The organism is Clostridium pascui (assembly GCF_016908015.1).
Classification (GTDB): domain Bacteria; phylum Bacillota; class Clostridia; order Clostridiales; family Clostridiaceae; genus Clostridium_AK; species Clostridium_AK pascui.
On the sequence record NZ_JAFBDB010000001.1, the window covers coordinates 847,529 to 863,926 of the forward strand.

The window sequence follows — 16,398 nt, forward strand, 5'->3', positions numbered from 1 at the left end:
GCTAAAAATAATGATTTTCTTAAAAATAATAATATTTTTTATCATATTATCATAATAATTAATACAAATTAATAGACAGAGGAGTTTATCCCCTGTCTTTTGTAACTTCCTAGAATATTTTTTTGATGTTATTCACTAGTTTTTTTACTCCCTTTTCCATGCCATTCATCATGCCATCCATAGGGTTACCTTTTTTCATCTTCGTGTTTTTCATCTTCATCATATTCTTAAAGCCCAAGCTAACCATCTCCTTTTTGCTTTCTATGAGTTATCACAGAAAGTTATTGAGATTAATCTTTGAAAGAAGTTACAATTATAGTATTTACTTTTTTTCTTAATGATATTCTATATCTTAATAATATTTTTTTGTTAATTTATGTACTTTTTTAGCTCCTAAAATACAACCCATTTACTAAAATCCAAAACTATAATATAACCAAAAAAGGAAGACCGATTACTCGATCTTCCCTTTTTATAAACTTTAAGATTAGAATTCGTAGCTAGCTAATCTCTTGTAGCTATCGTATCTATCCTTAGCATCTTCTTCAGTCTTAGCATATAATTTATCTGCTACTTCTGGGAATGCTTTCTTTAATGAAGCGTATCTTACTTCGCCCATTAAGAAATCTTGGAACTTAGCCCAATCTGGTTCTTTGGAGTCAAGTACAAATGGATTCTTACCCTGTTCTTTAAGTTCTGGGTTGAATCTGTACATCTGCCAGTAACCACATTCAACAGCTCTCTTCTGTTCAGTTTGGCTAGCACCCATACCAATTTTTAATCCTTGGTTGATACATGGAGCGTAAGCTATTATTAAGGATGGTCCGTTGTAAGCTTCTGCTTCTTTTATAGCTTTTAATGTCTGATTCTTATCAGAACCCATAGCTATTTGTGCAACGTATACGTATCCGTAGCTCATTGCCATCATTCCAAGATCTTTCTTTCTTGTCTTCTTACCTGAAGCTGCAAACTTAGCTATAGCTGCAGTTGGAGTAGATTTTGAAGACTGTCCACCAGTGTTTGAGTAAACTTCTGTATCAAATACAAATACATTTACATCTTCTCCGCTAGCAAGTACGTGATCTAATCCACCGTATCCGATGTCATAAGCCCATCCGTCTCCACCAAATATCCACTGAGACTGTTTTACTAAGAAGTCTTTATTTTCATACATATCTTTTACATCTTCATTTGAATCTTTAGCTGCTTCAAGTAATGGTAATAACTTGTTAGTAGCTTCTCTTGAAGCTTCTCCGTTATCTCTTGTATCTACCCATGCCTGTAAAGCTGCTGTTAATTCTTCATTTACGTTTGCATTTATAGCTGCCTTAGCTTTTTCAGTAAGTCTTTCTCTTAACTGAGTAACTCCAAGAGCCATACCTAATCCAAACTCAGCGTTATCTTCGAATAGTGAGTTAGCCCATGCTGGACCTTGTCCTTTTTCGTTAACTGTGTATGGAGTTGCAGGTGCAGATCCTGCCCAAATTGATGAACATCCTGTTGCGTTAGCAATCATCATTCTGTCACCAAATAATTGAGTTATAAGTTTAGCGTAAGAAGCTTCTCCACAACCAGCACATGCTCCGTTGAACTCAAGTAATGGCTGCTCAAACTGACTTCCCTTAACGCTCATTTTTTCCATTGGATTTTCTTTCTTGGATACTGTTAATGCATATTCCCAGTTTCCTTGTTCTGCTAACTGAGTTCCAGCTGGCTTCATAACAAGAGCTTTTGCTGGTGCTGGACATACGTCAGCACAGTTTCCACATCCTGTACAATCAAGTGGAGTTATACCCATTGCGTAGTTTAATCCCTTGAATGTAGCGCCACCTTTAGCTGCAACCATCTTGAATGATTCAGGAGCGTTTTTAGCTTCTTCTTCATTTAATAAGAATGGTCTGATTACAGAGTGAGGACAAACGTATGAACACTGGTTACATTGTATACATTTATCTGTTTGCCATTCTGGTACGTTAACTGCTATACCTCTTTTTTCGTATGCAGCTGTTCCGTTAGGGAAAGTACCATCTTCATATCCATTGAATGCTGATACAGGAAGTTTGTCTCCTTCTTGTCTATTCATAACATCAACGATATTCTTTATGAAATCTGGTTTTGCTTTTTCTTCTTCTACAAATCCTTCAGTTGTAGTCTTCCATGATTCTGGAACTGCAACTTCGTGAATAGCTTCAACACCTTGGTCAATAGCAGCATTGTTCATGTTAACAATTTTTTCACCCTTCTTACCGTAAGAGCTTATAACTGCATCTTTAAGATATTTAACTGCATCTTCAACTGGAATTATATCAGCTAGTTTGAAGAAAGCGGATTGCATGATCATGTTAATTCTTGAACCCAATCCAATTTCCTGACCTATCTTAACAGCATTGATTGTGTAGAATTTAATGTTGTTGTTAGCTAAGAAATTCTTCATTTCAGCTGGTAACTGAGCATTTAATTCTTCATCTGACCATATGCAGTTTAATAAGAATGTTCCGTTCTTCTTTAATCCGTCAAGAACGTTATATTTATGAACGTATGCTTGGTTGTGACAAGCAACGAAATCTGCTTTATTGATTAAGTAAGGGCTCTTTATTGCCTTCTTACCAAATCTTAAGTGAGATACAGTGATACCACCGGATTTCTTAGAGTCATATGCAAAGTATCCTTGTGCATACATATCTGTGTGGTCTCCTATGATCTTTATAGCACTCTTGTTTGCTCCAACAGTACCGTCTGATCCAAGACCCCAGAACTTACAAGCTGTAGTTCCTACTGGTGTAGTATCAACGTCTGGTCCCATATCTAATGATGTGTTAGTAACGTCATCAACTATACCTACTGTGAATAAATCCTTAGGTGCATCTAATTTTAAGTTTTCGAATACAGAAATCATATGTCCTGGTAAAGTATCTTTTGATCCAAGACCATATCTTCCACCAACGATAACTGGTTTTAATGTTTCATTTGCATAGAATGCAGCTTTAATATCTAAGTATAAAGGTTCTCCAATTGATCCTGGTTCCTTAGTTCTATCAAGAACAGCTATCTTCTTAACTGTCTTTGGCATAACAGCCATTAAGTGTTCTACTGAGAATGGTCTGTAAAGATGAACTTTGATAAGACCTACTTTTTCTCCTTGAGCCATTAAGTAGTCGATAGTTTCTTCTATACAGTCACATACAGAACCCATAGCAACTATTACTCTTTCAGCATCTTCTGCTCCGTAGTAGTTGAATAGTTTGTAATCTCTTCCTGTCAATTTGTTGATTTCGTTCATGTATCCTTCAACAACTTCAGGAATTCTGTTGTAGAATTTGTTTGAAGCTTCTTTTCCTTGGAAGTATACATCTGGATTCTGAGCTGTTCCTCTAGTTACAGGATGATTTGGGTTTAGAGCTTTTGCTCTGAAAGCTTTAACAGCATCCATGTCAACTAAATTAGCTAACTCATCATATTCTAATACTTCTATCTTTTGAACTTCATGGGAAGTTCTGAATCCATCAAAGAAACTCATGAAAGGAACGCTTGTCTTTATAGTTGCAAGATGAGCAACAGCTGCTAAGTCCATAACTTCCTGAACACTACTTTCAGCAAGTAAAGCAAATCCTGTCTGTCTTGCTGCCATAACGTCAGCGTGATCTCCAAATATGTTTAAAGCATGTGTTGCAAGAGCTCTTGCACTAACATGGAATACGCTTGGTAATAATTCACCAGCAATTTTATACATATTAGGTATCATAAGTAAAAGACCTTGTGATGCAGTATATGTAGTAGTTAATGCACCAGACTGTAATGAACCGTGAACCGCACCAGCAGCACCAGCTTCTGATTGCATTTCCATAAGTTTTACAGTTTGTCCAAAAATATTTTTCTTTCCTTGAGCAGCCCATTCATCAACATGTTCTGCCATTGGGGATGAAGGAGTGATTGGGTAAATAGCTGCAACGTCAGTGAACGCATAGGATATATATCCAGCAGCGGTATTACCATCCATAGTCTTCATTCTTCTCATTAAAATTTCCCTTCTTTCTATACAATTTTAAAGTATATATAATTAAATTAAAATTTCGTAGAAATTCTACAAAATTTTTAAAGCTAATTTAATGCTTTACATTTCCAATAATACTTCCTAAAAAATATCTCAGTCAATTAAGATGCGATAATTTATAGCTAAATTATAAATTCTTATAAAGCATGTACTATACCCACGTTATTTAATATACAACAAAAATATAGATATGTAAACCTTCTTAGTCGCATAATAATACAAAAATTTGGTCATAAATATGATTTTTTTCCGTTTTAACTCATTTTTCTATTTCTTTTAATCTATGTTTATTTTTTAACAAAATGCTTACAAGTGATATTATAACATAAATAAATTTTTTATGTAGTAGTTTTATCAAAAAAATAAAAGCATTAGGACTAGTGTTAGGATATGGAAAATAGAAACATCTCATTAAATTGAGATGTTTCTATAAATCAATAAATCGGATTAAATATTATCTTAGAACGCAGCAAATTCTTTTAACTCTGCCATTCTCTTTCCAATTTCTAGTGCCTTTTGAATTTGTTCTTCTGATGGTGCTTCTTTTACTGCAAATTTCTCTATTACATTAAAATCATAATCCTTCATCTGTGCCTCCCAACTATTTAAAAATTCTCCATTATCCCATCCATAGGATCCAAATAATACTACAGGCTTTTTATTTACTGGAAGTAATTTGAATTCATGTATGAATGGAGCCATTTCCTCTTGTTCCACTCTGTTATTATCCATAGATGGACTTCCAAATGCCACTACATCTGCTTCTAGTACATCTTCCACTTTTGCATAATCTACATGCTTTATTAAAACTTCTGCTCCAGCTTCCTTAGCTCCTTTTGCTATATTATCTGCAAGCACCTCTACATTACCACTGTAACTCCAATATATAACAGCTATCTTTTTCATTAATGAAACCTCCTTATACTTTTATAATTTTATTAACTAAAATCTAGCTATTTTATTTTGCCGCTAATTCTAAGTTTTATTACCTTAATGTTTTTAATACAACATATATTTATATTTTTATTGTATACCTATTGTTAATTTTTACAAGGTACTTTTAAATAAGTTTACAATGTTCATACAATGTATAAATAGGCTAGTTAAATGCAAAACTAACTCTGTTATATACTATTTTTTTTAAACTTGGAGGCGTTTTATTATGTTTAAACACGAAAAAGCATTACTTAGGGATGTTAGAGTAGAAAGACCAAATCCTCAATATGCTGTTCTTATGCAAGAGCAGCTAGGCGGAGCAAATGGAGAACTTAAAGCAGCCATGCAGTATCTTTCTCAAAGTTTTAGAATATCTGACCCTGCTATAAAGGATTTGTTTATAGATATTGCAGCTGAAGAGTTAAGTCATATGGAGATGGTTGCACAAACAATAAATTTATTAAATGGTCATACTGTAGATTATAAAACCACACCTGCTGGAGAAATAGAAACTCATGTATTAACAGGATTAGCACCATTTCTAGCGAATTCTTCTGGAGAACCTTGGACAGCTAATTATGTAAATGTTACAGGAGATATCTGCGCTGACTTATTATCTGATATAGCTGCAGAACAACGAGCTAAAGTTGTATATGAATATTTATATCGCCAAATTAATGATAAGTATGTTAGAGAAACTATAGATTTCTTATTAAATAGAGAAGAAGCACATAATGCATTATTTAGAGAGGCATTAAATAAAGTACAAAATCAAGGTTCCAATAAAGATTTTGGAGTAACACATGATTCAAAGCTTTATTTTGATTTATCAACACCAGGTAAGTTCTTTGATGCTCCAAATCCTACTCCACCATCCTTTGAAAATCCAAGAAGAGAAGAACCTGCTATTCACTAAAAGAGTTAATAGTAAATGCTTAATACTTTATGCTAGATAATAAAAAGGAAGCCTGCAAAATTTCAGCTTCCTTATTTATTATTATATTTCACTAACTTATTATTAACCACTAATTATTTTAGATCATCTTACTAATTATTATGATTGCCTATTAACTTCTCTTTGTGCAATATTTATCTATCAATCCAACTATATTTTCCACCCCGTCTTGTACAGGACTCTTTTTCATATTTTCTATATATTTATCTTTATTTTCATATAAGTAATTAATTTTATTTAAAAGATTTTCCTTATTAATATTTTCTTCTTCTAATACAATACTGTATTCACTTTTTTCAAAGGATTTAGCATTTAATATTTGATCCCCTCTACTAGATTTCTTGGAAAGTGGAATCAATATATTAGGTTTTTTAAGTGCTAAGAGTTCAAATATAACATTAGCTCCAGCTCTAGAAATAACTATATCAGCAGAATTCAAAAAATGAGGAAGCTCCTCTTTTACGTACTCATATTGTTTATATCCTTCTTTATTTCCAAGAGATTTATCTAAGTTTCCTTTACCACATATATGAATAACATTAAATTTATTTAAAAGTACATTTAATATACTCCTTACAGTATCATTTATAAATTTGGAACCTAAGCTTCCTCCTATTATAAACAATATAGGTTTATCCTCTTTAAACCCACATATTTCAACAGCTTTTTTACGACTTCCTTTAAAAAGCTCATCTCTTATAGGTGTCCCCGTAAGCACACCTTTTTCTCCTTTAATATATTTAAGTGATTCAGGAAATGTAACACATATTTTTGTTAAGTAAGGAGTTGATATTTTATTTGCAAGCCCGGGAGTAATATCTGATTCATGAGCAATAACAGGTATTCTGTTAAAATATGCCCCGATAACCACTGGTACTGCCACAAATCCGCCTTTCGAAAAAACTATATCAGGCTTTTCTTTTCTTATTATATTAAACGCCTCTGCTACCCCTTTTAAGACTTTAAAGGGATCAGAAAAATTTTTAAAATCAAAATATCTTCTAAGCTTTCCACTAGATATACTGTGATACTTTATTCCTTCCTTTTCAATTATACTTTTTTCTATACCATCTTTACTTCCTATATATTGAATTTCATATCCAATCATCTTTAATTTAGGTATTAAAGCTACATTAGGAGTTACATGTCCTGCTGTTCCTCCACCAGTCAAAATTATCTTCTTTTTTGCCACGTCTACACCTTCTTTTAGAATAATTTCTCTATAATTTTATATTATTCCCATGCTCTTGTCTATGTTTCTATTTATAAAAAAGAATTTTTTAACAATATATGTACAAAGTGTTTATGTTACCTTTAACTCACTAATATAATTATTTGTAAGCTGGAGAAGATAATATTACAAAAGTAAAAGGAGGTAATAAAAATGGCAAACAGAAGTAACAGATTAGTAGTTCCAGAAGCTAAAGAAAGAATAAACCAATTCAAGTTGGAAACTGCTAGAGAATTAGGTGTTAACTTAACAGAAGGTTACAATGGAAACCTTACTTCCAGAGAAAATGGTTCAGTTGGTGGTTATATGGTTAAAAAGATGGTAGAGCAGTACGAAAGAAATTTATAAAGACATAACTTAAATATAATATATATAATATTTGGTGTCTTGTAAGAAATTATTCTTAGGAGATGCCGCCATTCGAAAATTTATTCTAAGGAGGTGAAAGGTTATGGCAAGTAGAGGAAATAGAGTAGTTGTTCCAGAAGCTAAAGAAGGTTTAAATAGATTTAAAATGGAAACTGCTAGAGAATTAGGTGTTAACTTAACAGAAGGCTACAACGGAAACCTTACTTCTAGAGAAAATGGTTCTGTTGGTGGTTACATGGTTAAGAAAATGGTGGAAGCTTATGAAAGAAATTTATAATAAAAATCATTAAAATATAGATATAATATAGTTTATGGTTTATCTATAGGAGTAATATCTTATAGATAAAGCCATACCCTATATTTAAGGAGGTAGAAGGTTATGGCAAGTAGAGGAAATAGAGTAGTTGTTCCAGAAGCTAAAGAAGGTTTAAATAGATTTAAGATGGAAACTGCTAGAGAATTAGGCGTTAACTTAACAGAAGGCTATAATGGAAACCTTACTTCAAGAGAAAATGGATCCGTTGGTGGATACATGGTTAAAAAAATGGTGGAAGCTTACGAAAGAAATCTATAATACCATAAGACATTAAATGAAAATTGACACCTTAGGATAAAATACACTATTAGCAATCTATAAGGCTTAGATTAAGCTTACTAGAAATACTATATATGTATTCTATATTTAAGGAGGTAGAGACTTATGGCAAGTAGAGGAAATAGAGTAGTTGTCCCAGAAGCTAAAGAAGGTTTAAATAGATTTAAAATGGAAACTGCTAGAGAACTAGGAGTACAGTTCTCTGATTACAACGGAAATCTTACTTCACGAGAATGCGGTTCCGTTGGTGGAGCAATGGTTAAGAAAATGGTAGAAGAATACGAAAGAAACTTATAGAAATAAAGAAGGAGTTTGCATCTTTAGCAAACTCCTTCTTCATTGCTTTTAATACACATCTGACATTTCAATATTTAATATATCATCAAAATTATCAGATAAGGTTACATATTGAGCACAGCCGCTCTTCCCACTTGAATACCTTTTAAACTTCACTATAAATTCAGAACCTTTTCTTTCCTCACTAGTTACTTTAATAGATGCATTCATTGCTTCTACAAATTTTTTAACTACTGCAAGTCCAAGTCCTGTTCCCTCTGCCCTTCTAGACAATGAACTATTTAGTTGGGAATATCTATCAAATATTGTATCAATCTTATCCGCTGGAATTCCAACACCTTCATCCTTAACTCTTAAAATAAAAGATTCTTCTTCCACTTCAAGGTTTACATAAATATGTTTATTTTCAGCGGTATACTTTATGGCATTAGATAAAAGATTTAATAAAATTCTTTCAAACTTTTCCTTATCTATTAATACACTGCATTCTTCTTCATTTGTATCAAATATTATATTTATTCCTTTTCTTTGAGCATAATATAAAGATGAATTCACTACATTTTCACTATGCATGACTACATCAAAATTCACATTATTTAAGGTTAAAAGTCCTGCATCAGCCTTTGAAATATCCATCATATTATTAGTTAACTTTAAAAGCCTGCTAGAATTTTCTCTTATTCTTGTTAATGTTTTATCTATATTAGGAGTAACTTCCCCATTGTATACATCATAAGCAAGCTGTAAAGATCCATATATCATAGTCAAAGGAGTTCTAAGCTCATGGGAAATTATGTTAAAAAACTCATCCTTTAACTTATTTACCTTTTCTAATTGAATATTATGATTTATTTCCTCAGTTACATCTACTACATGTATATATATAGTTGTTCTCCCGTTTTTATCCTTATAAGGAGCAACTTTCGGTTTATAATATTTATCTCTTCCTTGATAATCCTTAATGTATAATGGTGAAAATATCTGAGCCTCTCCACTCTCTGCTATTTTAGTTAAGCTTCCTGCAATTGTACTTTCTTTAAATACATCGTATATACTTTTATTAATCATCATCGATGCATTAATTTCTCTTTTTGCAATACAGCTTACCAGCTCCTCATATTTCTTATTTAAGAGCTTATAATTACATTCAGGATAATCCAGGACTGCAATAGGAACATCTAATGTATTTACTACATTTTCTACAAATAAAGCCTGTTCTTCTGCTATTATTTGATTGATTCTTTTTTCTGTAACATCAGTTAAAGTTACAACAGTATGTAACAGCTCCCCATTTGTTCTGAGTATTGGACTTGTATTTAATTCTATATATTTTATATTTTTAGTAGACTTTTCAGTAATTTTTAATATTAAATCTTTTATAGGGAGTCTATTTTTATAAAATCCATTATAAAACCATTCTATGTTTCTGCCTTTGTTTTCTTCTATAGCTATATCATATTTTCTTATTATATTCTTATAATCCATAAGTTCTATATGTCTAAGTCCTGTTATTTCATATACAGAACTACTACATAAAGTAATTCTATCCTCTTTGTCTATAACCACTATACCTTCCGATATGTTATTTATTACATCTCTTAAATGACGAAGATGATCTTTTTCCCTATTTCTTAAGGTTTCTATAATATCACATTTAGTTTTAAGTTCAGTTGAAACCTCTAAGTATTTATTTTTTTCTTCTTCCTGTCTCAATTTCTGTAAGTATCTTTCGGTTATGATTTCACATATTACTGTTGAACCTACAATCTGATCATTTTCAAATATAGGATATGAAGATATTGAGGAATATTCAGGTTTTCCTTGGTTGAAATATTTTATCACCTTATTTTCAACTTTTCTTCCTTCTGTAAGAGTTATATATGGTGGGAATTCTACTATTTTCAAGTCATTTCCATGTTCATTTTTTATATTATAATACTTTATAAATTCAAATGCATTTTTTATACAAGTTGGATTTTCGCTTTCAAAAAATTGATAAGCAGTTTTATTTAAATAATTTATTCCTCCAGATTTATCTGTTATATATACTACATAAGGAATAGATTCTAAAATATTTGTTGTTAACTCGCACTTATTTAGGATTTGTTCTTTTTTATTAAATATAGGCTTTTTTATTCCATATAAAAATAATTGCACTATATTCTTATAAGCACTTACAGTTATATTAAAAAAGTTTCCTGGAAACACTTCAAATTCCGATATATATCTTTCCTCTCCATCATCTGCACATGCATTTACTACTTTTAATATTGCTAGTGGCATATCTATTATGTTAAGTTCATCTTCTGAAATATCCTCATGCTGTTTTATTATATTATCCATAACACTATTCTTATATTTTACGTCTAAGGTTTCCCTATCTAGTATTACAACTCCAAAAGGTAGTCCTTCAAACCTGCTTTCCATACACTATCCCCCAATTTAGTTAGATAAATTACTATAACTATTATTCTATTAAAATCCTCAATTTCCTTCTAGCTTTTTATATTTTTTAGTAAACCGGTTAATTTCTCTAAAAGTTCTTATCTACCCCTACCTTTTAATCTAACTTATTTGCCACTAATTCTATAGTCAACTATTCTTAGTTGTGGAGTTATATATCCATTATAATCATTTAAACTTGGATAAAATATAAAATCCATCTTTAAGTTTTTAGGGTTATCTATAATATCTAAATAATCATCATTAAAGTATTGTTTTATATACTCTTTAAATTCATCTCCCTTTCCAAAACACAACGCATCAATTTTATTATAACTTCCATCAATTTTCAAGGAGAACTTTAAAGTATTTTTATCTTTTCCTATAAAATTTATCTTATATATGTCTACGTTTTTTTCTGCAAATATTGGGGAAGCATTTCCTTTTCCAAAGGGCTCTAAAACGCTAAGTTCCTTTATTAAGGAAACGCATACCTCACTAAGCTTCATTTTTCTATCTATAGATATTTTAGGAATTAGATCCTCTTTCGTAAGAATACAGTTTTCATTTAGTTTTCTTCGTAAAAGTTCTATATTTTCTTCTTTTAAAGACAATCCCGCTGCCATTGGATGTCCTCCAAATTTATCTAAAAGCTCCTTACATTTTAAAAGTTCCTCAAACATATTATAATTTTCTATAGATCTTCCTGAACCCTTTGGCATGTCTTTGCCTTTAGTTAGTATTATAGTAGGTAAATTATACTTCTCTCTTATTCTTCCTGCTGCAATCCCTGCTATACTTTCGTGTACATTTTCCTTGTATACCACTAGCACCTTATCATTTTTTAGTGATGAGTTTTCTACAATACTTTCTATCTCCTCAACACTCTTAATAGTCATTTCCTGTCTCTCCATATTAAGTTTATGAAGTTTTGCCGCTAAATCCTTTGCAGCTTCCTCATCCTCTGTTAAAAGAAGTTCCACTGAAAGCTTAGCTGTTTCAAGCCTTCCAGTAGCGTTTATACATGGTCCTATTATAAAACCTATATGATAAGAATTAATAGTATCCTTATTTATTGACGTTTCTTCTATTATTGCATTTAATCCCATATTTTTTGTATCCCTAATAAGTCTTAATCCATTCTTAGCGATAATTCTATTTTCATCCACTAAATCCACTACGTCACATATGGTTCCTATTGCTGCATACTCTAAAAATTCTAAAACCTCAGTTTCTGGAATGTTAAATACTGAATAAAGTGCCTGAACAAACTTAAATGCTATTCCTGCTCCACATAGTAATTTAAAAGGATAAGTGCAATCTAACCTCTTAGGGTTTATCACCGCATCAGCACTGGGAAGTATATAGTTCCTTTCACCATCCTCTTCCTTAAAAGTTAATTCGTGATGATCTGTTACAACAACCTTAATTCCAAGTTCCTTTGCATACGCTATTTGATCTATGGCAGATATTCCATTATCACAGCTTAAAATTATCTCTACTCCCTCTTCTTTTAAATGCCTTATCCTGTCTAAATTCATTCCATATCCTTCGGCTTCCCTGTCTGGTATGTGATAAATAAAATTCCCACCTAGCCTTTTCAATGCTTTATATAGTATTACTGTGCTTGTGACTCCATCGGCATCGTAATCTCCATATATGGCTATTTTTCTTTTCATGTCTATTGCTTCTTTTATTATATCTACACCCTTATCCATATCTATCATAAAAAAAGGATTATATAAATCTTCTAAAGACGCATCTACAAACTTTTTTATATCTCGTGAGGTCTTTATACCTCTATTTATTAGCACATTGATTATAGTCTCATTTACCCCTATTCCCTGTGCTAAAGCCTTTACATTAGAACTAGTGCACTTTAGCATCCATTTACTTTTCAAAAAATCACCTCACTAAGATTATATAATAAAATTCTCTTAAAACAAAAGAATAATCTCCAATCATTAATCTCTATTAGGTAATTCTATCACCACTAGAGACTAGAAATTGGAGATTAGAGATTAATGATTATTTGTTAAAGCTTCCATATACTTATCCCTTTTATATACATTCATACATTCTTTTAAAGTATCCATTCGGCCTGCTATTAAATTTTTTTTAAAATATTTAAGTACTTCTATATCAATAAATTCCGTATCCTTTAACAAATTATATATACTATTATTATCGAGTTCGTTTTCAATATCCTTGATATCTCTTTTTAAGCTTTTTAGTCTGTCTAAATTTATTCTCTTAAATAATTGTTTATATAAAATCCCTGAAATAAGTATAACAGTTCCCATATACATAAGCATAGTACAAAAATTATATATATATACTTCTGACAATTCCTTATTAAATATAAAACTTGCTGTTTTTATATAAGCATTGGAATTTATGTGCCCAAAGAAAGCTACTATAATCATAATCATAGATATTGCTATAGTTGCCTCCATGACATCTTTACCTTGAGATCTAAGATGCTTAATTTTAGCGTCTTTTGATTTCTTATCTTGTAATAAGCTTATTAAGTTTTCCAGATGAATTATCATACTTTCCTTATCCATTTATTCTCTACCCTTCCCCCTATATTAATTATTATTTCATATATAAGTATATTAAGGACTTTTCTTTAATATACGAGAAAAGGGATTGTTTATAATATCATAAATTCACATTTTAACTTGATATTTTTTTGTAAAATACAGCTGTTAAAACTGCTATATATATTACACCTATAAGTACTTCTATCATACATAAAATCATACTTATAGGTGTAGCTGGAGATATATCTCCAGAACCTAACGTAGTAAAAGTTAATACACTTAAGTAAAAGCATTGAATTAGTTTCGGTCCATTCTTAATTGCCTCAGAATTTACGTTTACTTGTATTCCTGTGATATTATATAATAATCCAAAAACAAATATAGTTAAAAGAGCTCCTGATAAAATTTTTCTTAGTTCTTCCCCATCTCCAAATAATTTATGAAGTGAATAAAGCCAAACTTTATTCATACCTTTAGAAGCCTTTCTTTGATAGCTTCTGTATTTTAAGTAGTACTCCACTGCCTCCGAGGTATATCCCTGAACCTTTAAAAATCTATATATTTGATAAAGTATATGGATATTAGATGTTAAATTTTCCTCATTATCTATAAAGTTGAACGTAGTTTTGTTGTTTAACACACATTCCACGAATTCTGCATTTATAATACTATTATAAGTAAATTCTGTAGAATAAAGTTCACAATTGAATATTTTTAATGCATCAAATTTGTTATTTAATATTTGACAACTAGTCAAGTTACACCCCTCAAAATCAATGCCCTCAGAAGTACACTCAACTATTCTTATGTCTTTATTATTACACTTGATAAAATTCACATAATTCATAATGCATTTCTTAAAGGAGCTAGTACAAGAACTTACAGAATAACTCATTAAATCAAAGCTTTTTGTCCCCTGCTCAAAATAACATTTTATAAAGTCTGTAAAAATGAATCTACTTTCATTAAAATAAGTTCCTATTATTCTACATTTATCAAATCTTACATTTTCAAAAGTACAATTTATCCATATTATTTGCGCTAAATCCACTCCCAAGAAGTTACATCCCCTAAAGATAGTATTTTCAACTATCTTATTAAATCCTGTATTAAAAAGTTCATATATATCTTCCATGGTATAATAGTTTTTTTCAGTTATTACTCTAACTTCTTTCATGAATGTTTCCTCTTTCGTTATAAATTAATACATTTCATTTTTTATTATCATTACTACTAACATTATAATAATCTAAGACTTTTTTCAATTGTAAATTATTATTGTTTTCTTCGTCTATTCTTTTTTCTAAATACTCCAAGTGCTTTCTTTTCCTTGCTAGCTCTTTTAATATAATATCTAATATATCTCTTATATCGTTTGAAAGTCTATCTAGGGACTCATATACTTTCTCACTATCACGAGCCATTTACCTCTTCTCCCCTTTTATATTTTTCTAATAGTTCTATATCACATTTCCATGCCGCCACAGCTTTAACATATCTTTTATTATTTTTTCTCAGCTCCACAAGATAATTTAAAAGACTTAATATATTATCAATACCAAGCTCTGGAATACCCTTGTACAGGAGTATCTGTTTTCTTTCTTCCTTATTTAGTTTAGATACATTGTATCCTAGTTTATATAATTCACTTTTCTTATTTAAGCTATCAAAATAAGCATTATCTTTTGTTAAATTATCTTTGTCTTTATCTTCTTTATATAACTTTCTTTCTATATTCACATTGGGCTTAGGCTTAATCTCATTTTCCTTTGGAGTACCTATTTTTATAACATTTTTTCCTATTCTTTTTTGAATTTCTTTTTTGAATACATTATTTATATAATACAGTTTGCATTTTGTACAATACAAAACAGGACATTCTATAAATGCTGAAGTACTTTGTTCATATTTATTTTTAAACAATCCAAGCCATACTATATCTAAACACAGCTCCTCCTGACACTTTTTGCACTTTTTGCCGCCTTTGCCTATATAATCAATACTCCATAGTTTTGTGTAATTATTTATGTTTTCAGTCTTTGTATCTATTATTAAACCTTTTTTTAAAGGATGTATTTTTACTTTAGATAAATTCTTTTTTAGTGACTTTTGCTCCTTTAATATTTTTATAAGTTCTGTCTTTTTTGTCTCTATTTCATAATCCATTCGAATTAATTTGCTTTTTAATGCTTTTATATACTTTTCTAAATACTGCTTAAGTTCATTGATGCCATAATCACTCTTATTTTTAGACCTATCTTCTTTATCATTCATCCCCTTCCCCTCTTTTAACTTTCTATAATACTAAAGTATTTGAAATTATCAATTTTAAGTACTATTTTCAAGAAAATTGTACTCTCTTTTCTAAATTGTGGTATTATAATAAGAAATATATTTGTTATTATAAAAGGTGGGATACTAAATTGGTTAGAAAAGCACATTCAAAAGACATTGAAGAAATTTTAAAAATTGTAGATATAGCTATATCTGACATGCATTCCTACAATAATTTTCAATGGGATGAAAATTATCCTAGAGGCGAAGATTTTAAAAATGATATATATAATGGAGAGCTTTTTGTTTGTGATATCAATAACGAAATTGCTGGTGTTGCATGTATAAATATTGATGAACCTGAAGAATATAATACTTTAGCTTGGTCTTTAAAAAAGCCTTCCATGATAGTTCATAGAATGGCAGTTAACTCCAAATTTAGAGGATGCGGTATTGGGCTGGAACTAATGAAATTTGCAGAAATCTTATCAACAGAAAAAGGTATAAACTACATGAAAATAGATACAAATTCGTTAAATACCAAAGCTCAAAGCTTATTTAAAAGATGTGGCTATAACTTTGTTGGAGAAGTTACCTTTAGTGGAAAAGAAGGAACTTTCTATTGCTATGAAAAAACTTTAATATAAATAATAATTAAGAGAGCATCTCAATGAATTGAGATGTGCTGATTTATAATGAAAT

General features: G+C 30.5%; 16 protein-coding genes. 6 read left to right on the forward strand and 10 right to left on the reverse strand.

Annotated features, from left to right (window positions below; genetic code table 11):
- Positions 1-109: 109 nt before the first annotated feature.
- The 3 genes from JOC70_RS19370 to JOC70_RS04665 form a co-directional block, all read right to left on the reverse strand.
- On the reverse strand, positions 110-238 hold the full coding sequence (locus JOC70_RS19370; RefSeq protein WP_279381225.1) for a hypothetical protein: 129 nt from the start codon (positions 236-238) through the stop codon (positions 110-112).
- A gap of 249 nt (positions 239-487) precedes the next feature.
- Positions 488-4,015 (reverse strand): pyruvate:ferredoxin (flavodoxin) oxidoreductase, encoded by a 3,528-nt coding sequence (gene nifJ, locus JOC70_RS04660; RefSeq protein ID WP_204597708.1) that lies wholly within the window; start codon positions 4,013-4,015, stop codon positions 488-490.
- Between the two features lie 495 nt (positions 4,016-4,510).
- On the reverse strand, positions 4,511-4,957 hold the full coding sequence (locus JOC70_RS04665) for a flavodoxin (RefSeq protein WP_204597709.1): 447 nt from the start codon (positions 4,955-4,957) through the stop codon (positions 4,511-4,513).
- 256 nt (positions 4,958-5,213) lie between these two features.
- Between JOC70_RS04665 and JOC70_RS04670 the strand changes: the two genes are divergently transcribed.
- A complete protein-coding gene (locus tag JOC70_RS04670; protein WP_204597710.1) occupies positions 5,214-5,903 on the forward strand; it encodes a manganese catalase family protein in 690 nt (229 codons plus the stop codon).
- 151 nt (positions 5,904-6,054) lie between these two features.
- Here JOC70_RS04670 and JOC70_RS04675 read toward each other — a convergent pair whose 3' ends face one another.
- A complete protein-coding gene (locus tag JOC70_RS04675; protein WP_204597711.1) occupies positions 6,055-7,134 on the reverse strand; it encodes an undecaprenyldiphospho-muramoylpentapeptide beta-N-acetylglucosaminyltransferase in 1,080 nt (359 codons plus the stop codon).
- Positions 7,135-7,326: 192 nt separating this feature from the next.
- Here JOC70_RS04675 and JOC70_RS04680 point away from each other — a divergent pair, with 192 nt between their 5' ends.
- The 4 genes from JOC70_RS04680 (at position 7,327) to JOC70_RS04695 (ending at position 8,434) form a co-directional block, all read left to right on the forward strand.
- Positions 7,327-7,521 carry an alpha/beta-type small acid-soluble spore protein gene (locus JOC70_RS04680; RefSeq protein WP_035310726.1) on the forward strand — a complete coding sequence of 65 codons (195 nt, stop codon included), beginning with the start codon at positions 7,327-7,329 and terminating at the stop codon, positions 7,519-7,521.
- Between the two features lie 103 nt (positions 7,522-7,624).
- Positions 7,625-7,819 (forward strand): alpha/beta-type small acid-soluble spore protein, encoded by a 195-nt coding sequence (locus tag JOC70_RS04685; RefSeq protein ID WP_035310723.1) that lies wholly within the window; start codon positions 7,625-7,627, stop codon positions 7,817-7,819.
- A 102-nt stretch (positions 7,820-7,921) separates the two neighbouring features.
- Entirely contained in the window at positions 7,922-8,116 is a 195-nt protein-coding gene (locus tag JOC70_RS04690; RefSeq protein ID WP_035310723.1) for an alpha/beta-type small acid-soluble spore protein, read from the forward strand.
- A gap of 126 nt (positions 8,117-8,242) precedes the next feature.
- A complete protein-coding gene (locus JOC70_RS04695; RefSeq protein WP_204597712.1) occupies positions 8,243-8,434 on the forward strand; it encodes an alpha/beta-type small acid-soluble spore protein in 192 nt (63 codons plus the stop codon).
- A 48-nt stretch (positions 8,435-8,482) separates the two neighbouring features.
- Here the strand turns inward: JOC70_RS04695 and JOC70_RS04700 are convergent, their stop codons facing one another.
- From JOC70_RS04700 to JOC70_RS04725, 6 genes are all read right to left on the reverse strand, one after another.
- Complete coding sequence (locus tag JOC70_RS04700) at positions 8,483-10,861, reverse strand: PAS domain-containing sensor histidine kinase (RefSeq protein ID WP_243429028.1); 2,379 nt, start codon at positions 10,859-10,861, stop codon at positions 8,483-8,485.
- A gap of 143 nt (positions 10,862-11,004) precedes the next feature.
- Complete coding sequence (gene recJ / locus JOC70_RS04705; RefSeq protein ID WP_204597713.1) at positions 11,005-12,777, reverse strand: single-stranded-DNA-specific exonuclease RecJ; 1,773 nt, start codon at positions 12,775-12,777, stop codon at positions 11,005-11,007.
- 120 nt (positions 12,778-12,897) lie between these two features.
- On the reverse strand, positions 12,898-13,443 hold the full coding sequence (locus tag JOC70_RS04710; RefSeq protein ID WP_204597714.1) for a hypothetical protein: 546 nt from the start codon (positions 13,441-13,443) through the stop codon (positions 12,898-12,900).
- A 112-nt stretch (positions 13,444-13,555) separates the two neighbouring features.
- Complete coding sequence (locus JOC70_RS04715) at positions 13,556-14,599, reverse strand: ion channel (protein WP_204597715.1); 1,044 nt, start codon at positions 14,597-14,599, stop codon at positions 13,556-13,558.
- A 34-nt stretch (positions 14,600-14,633) separates the two neighbouring features.
- Positions 14,634-14,846 (reverse strand): hypothetical protein, encoded by a 213-nt coding sequence (locus JOC70_RS04720; RefSeq protein WP_204597716.1) that lies wholly within the window; start codon positions 14,844-14,846, stop codon positions 14,634-14,636.
- Entirely contained in the window at positions 14,836-15,696 is an 861-nt protein-coding gene (locus JOC70_RS04725; protein WP_204597717.1) for a hypothetical protein, read from the reverse strand. The genes JOC70_RS04720 and JOC70_RS04725 overlap by 11 nt, the downstream gene beginning before the upstream one ends.
- A 149-nt stretch (positions 15,697-15,845) precedes the next feature.
- On the opposite strand from JOC70_RS04725, the gene JOC70_RS04730 reads away from it, so the two are divergent.
- Positions 15,846-16,343: a GNAT family N-acetyltransferase gene (locus tag JOC70_RS04730; protein ID WP_204597718.1), complete on the forward strand. Its 498-nt coding sequence runs from the start codon at positions 15,846-15,848 to the stop codon at positions 16,341-16,343.
- Positions 16,344-16,398: the final 55 nt, after the last annotated feature.

Bases quoted from the DNA above. Each gene is read 5' to 3' on its own strand.
- nifJ (WP_204597708.1), bottom strand. From the start codon at position 4,015: ATGAGAAGAATGAAGACTATGGATGGTAATACCGCTGCTGGATATATA.
- JOC70_RS04665 (WP_204597709.1), bottom strand. From the start codon at position 4,957: ATGAAAAAGATAGCTGTTATATATTGGAGTTACAGTGGTAATGTAGAG.
- JOC70_RS04670 (WP_204597710.1), top strand. From the start codon at position 5,214: ATGTTTAAACACGAAAAAGCATTACTTAGGGATGTTAGAGTAGAAAGA.
- JOC70_RS04680 (WP_035310726.1), top strand. From the start codon at position 7,327: ATGGCAAACAGAAGTAACAGATTAGTAGTTCCAGAAGCTAAAGAAAGA.
- JOC70_RS04685 (WP_035310723.1), top strand. From the start codon at position 7,625: ATGGCAAGTAGAGGAAATAGAGTAGTTGTTCCAGAAGCTAAAGAAGGT.
- JOC70_RS04690 (WP_035310723.1), top strand. From the start codon at position 7,922: ATGGCAAGTAGAGGAAATAGAGTAGTTGTTCCAGAAGCTAAAGAAGGT.
- JOC70_RS04695 (WP_204597712.1), top strand. From the start codon at position 8,243: ATGGCAAGTAGAGGAAATAGAGTAGTTGTCCCAGAAGCTAAAGAAGGT.
- JOC70_RS04700 (WP_243429028.1), bottom strand. From the start codon at position 10,861: ATGGAAAGCAGGTTTGAAGGACTACCTTTTGGAGTTGTAATACTAGAT.
- JOC70_RS04710 (WP_204597714.1), bottom strand. From the start codon at position 13,443: ATGGATAAGGAAAGTATGATAATTCATCTGGAAAACTTAATAAGCTTA.
- JOC70_RS04715 (WP_204597715.1), bottom strand. From the start codon at position 14,599: ATGAAAGAAGTTAGAGTAATAACTGAAAAAAACTATTATACCATGGAA.
- JOC70_RS04720 (WP_204597716.1), bottom strand. From the start codon at position 14,846: ATGGCTCGTGATAGTGAGAAAGTATATGAGTCCCTAGATAGACTTTCA.
- JOC70_RS04725 (WP_204597717.1), bottom strand. From the start codon at position 15,696: ATGAATGATAAAGAAGATAGGTCTAAAAATAAGAGTGATTATGGCATC.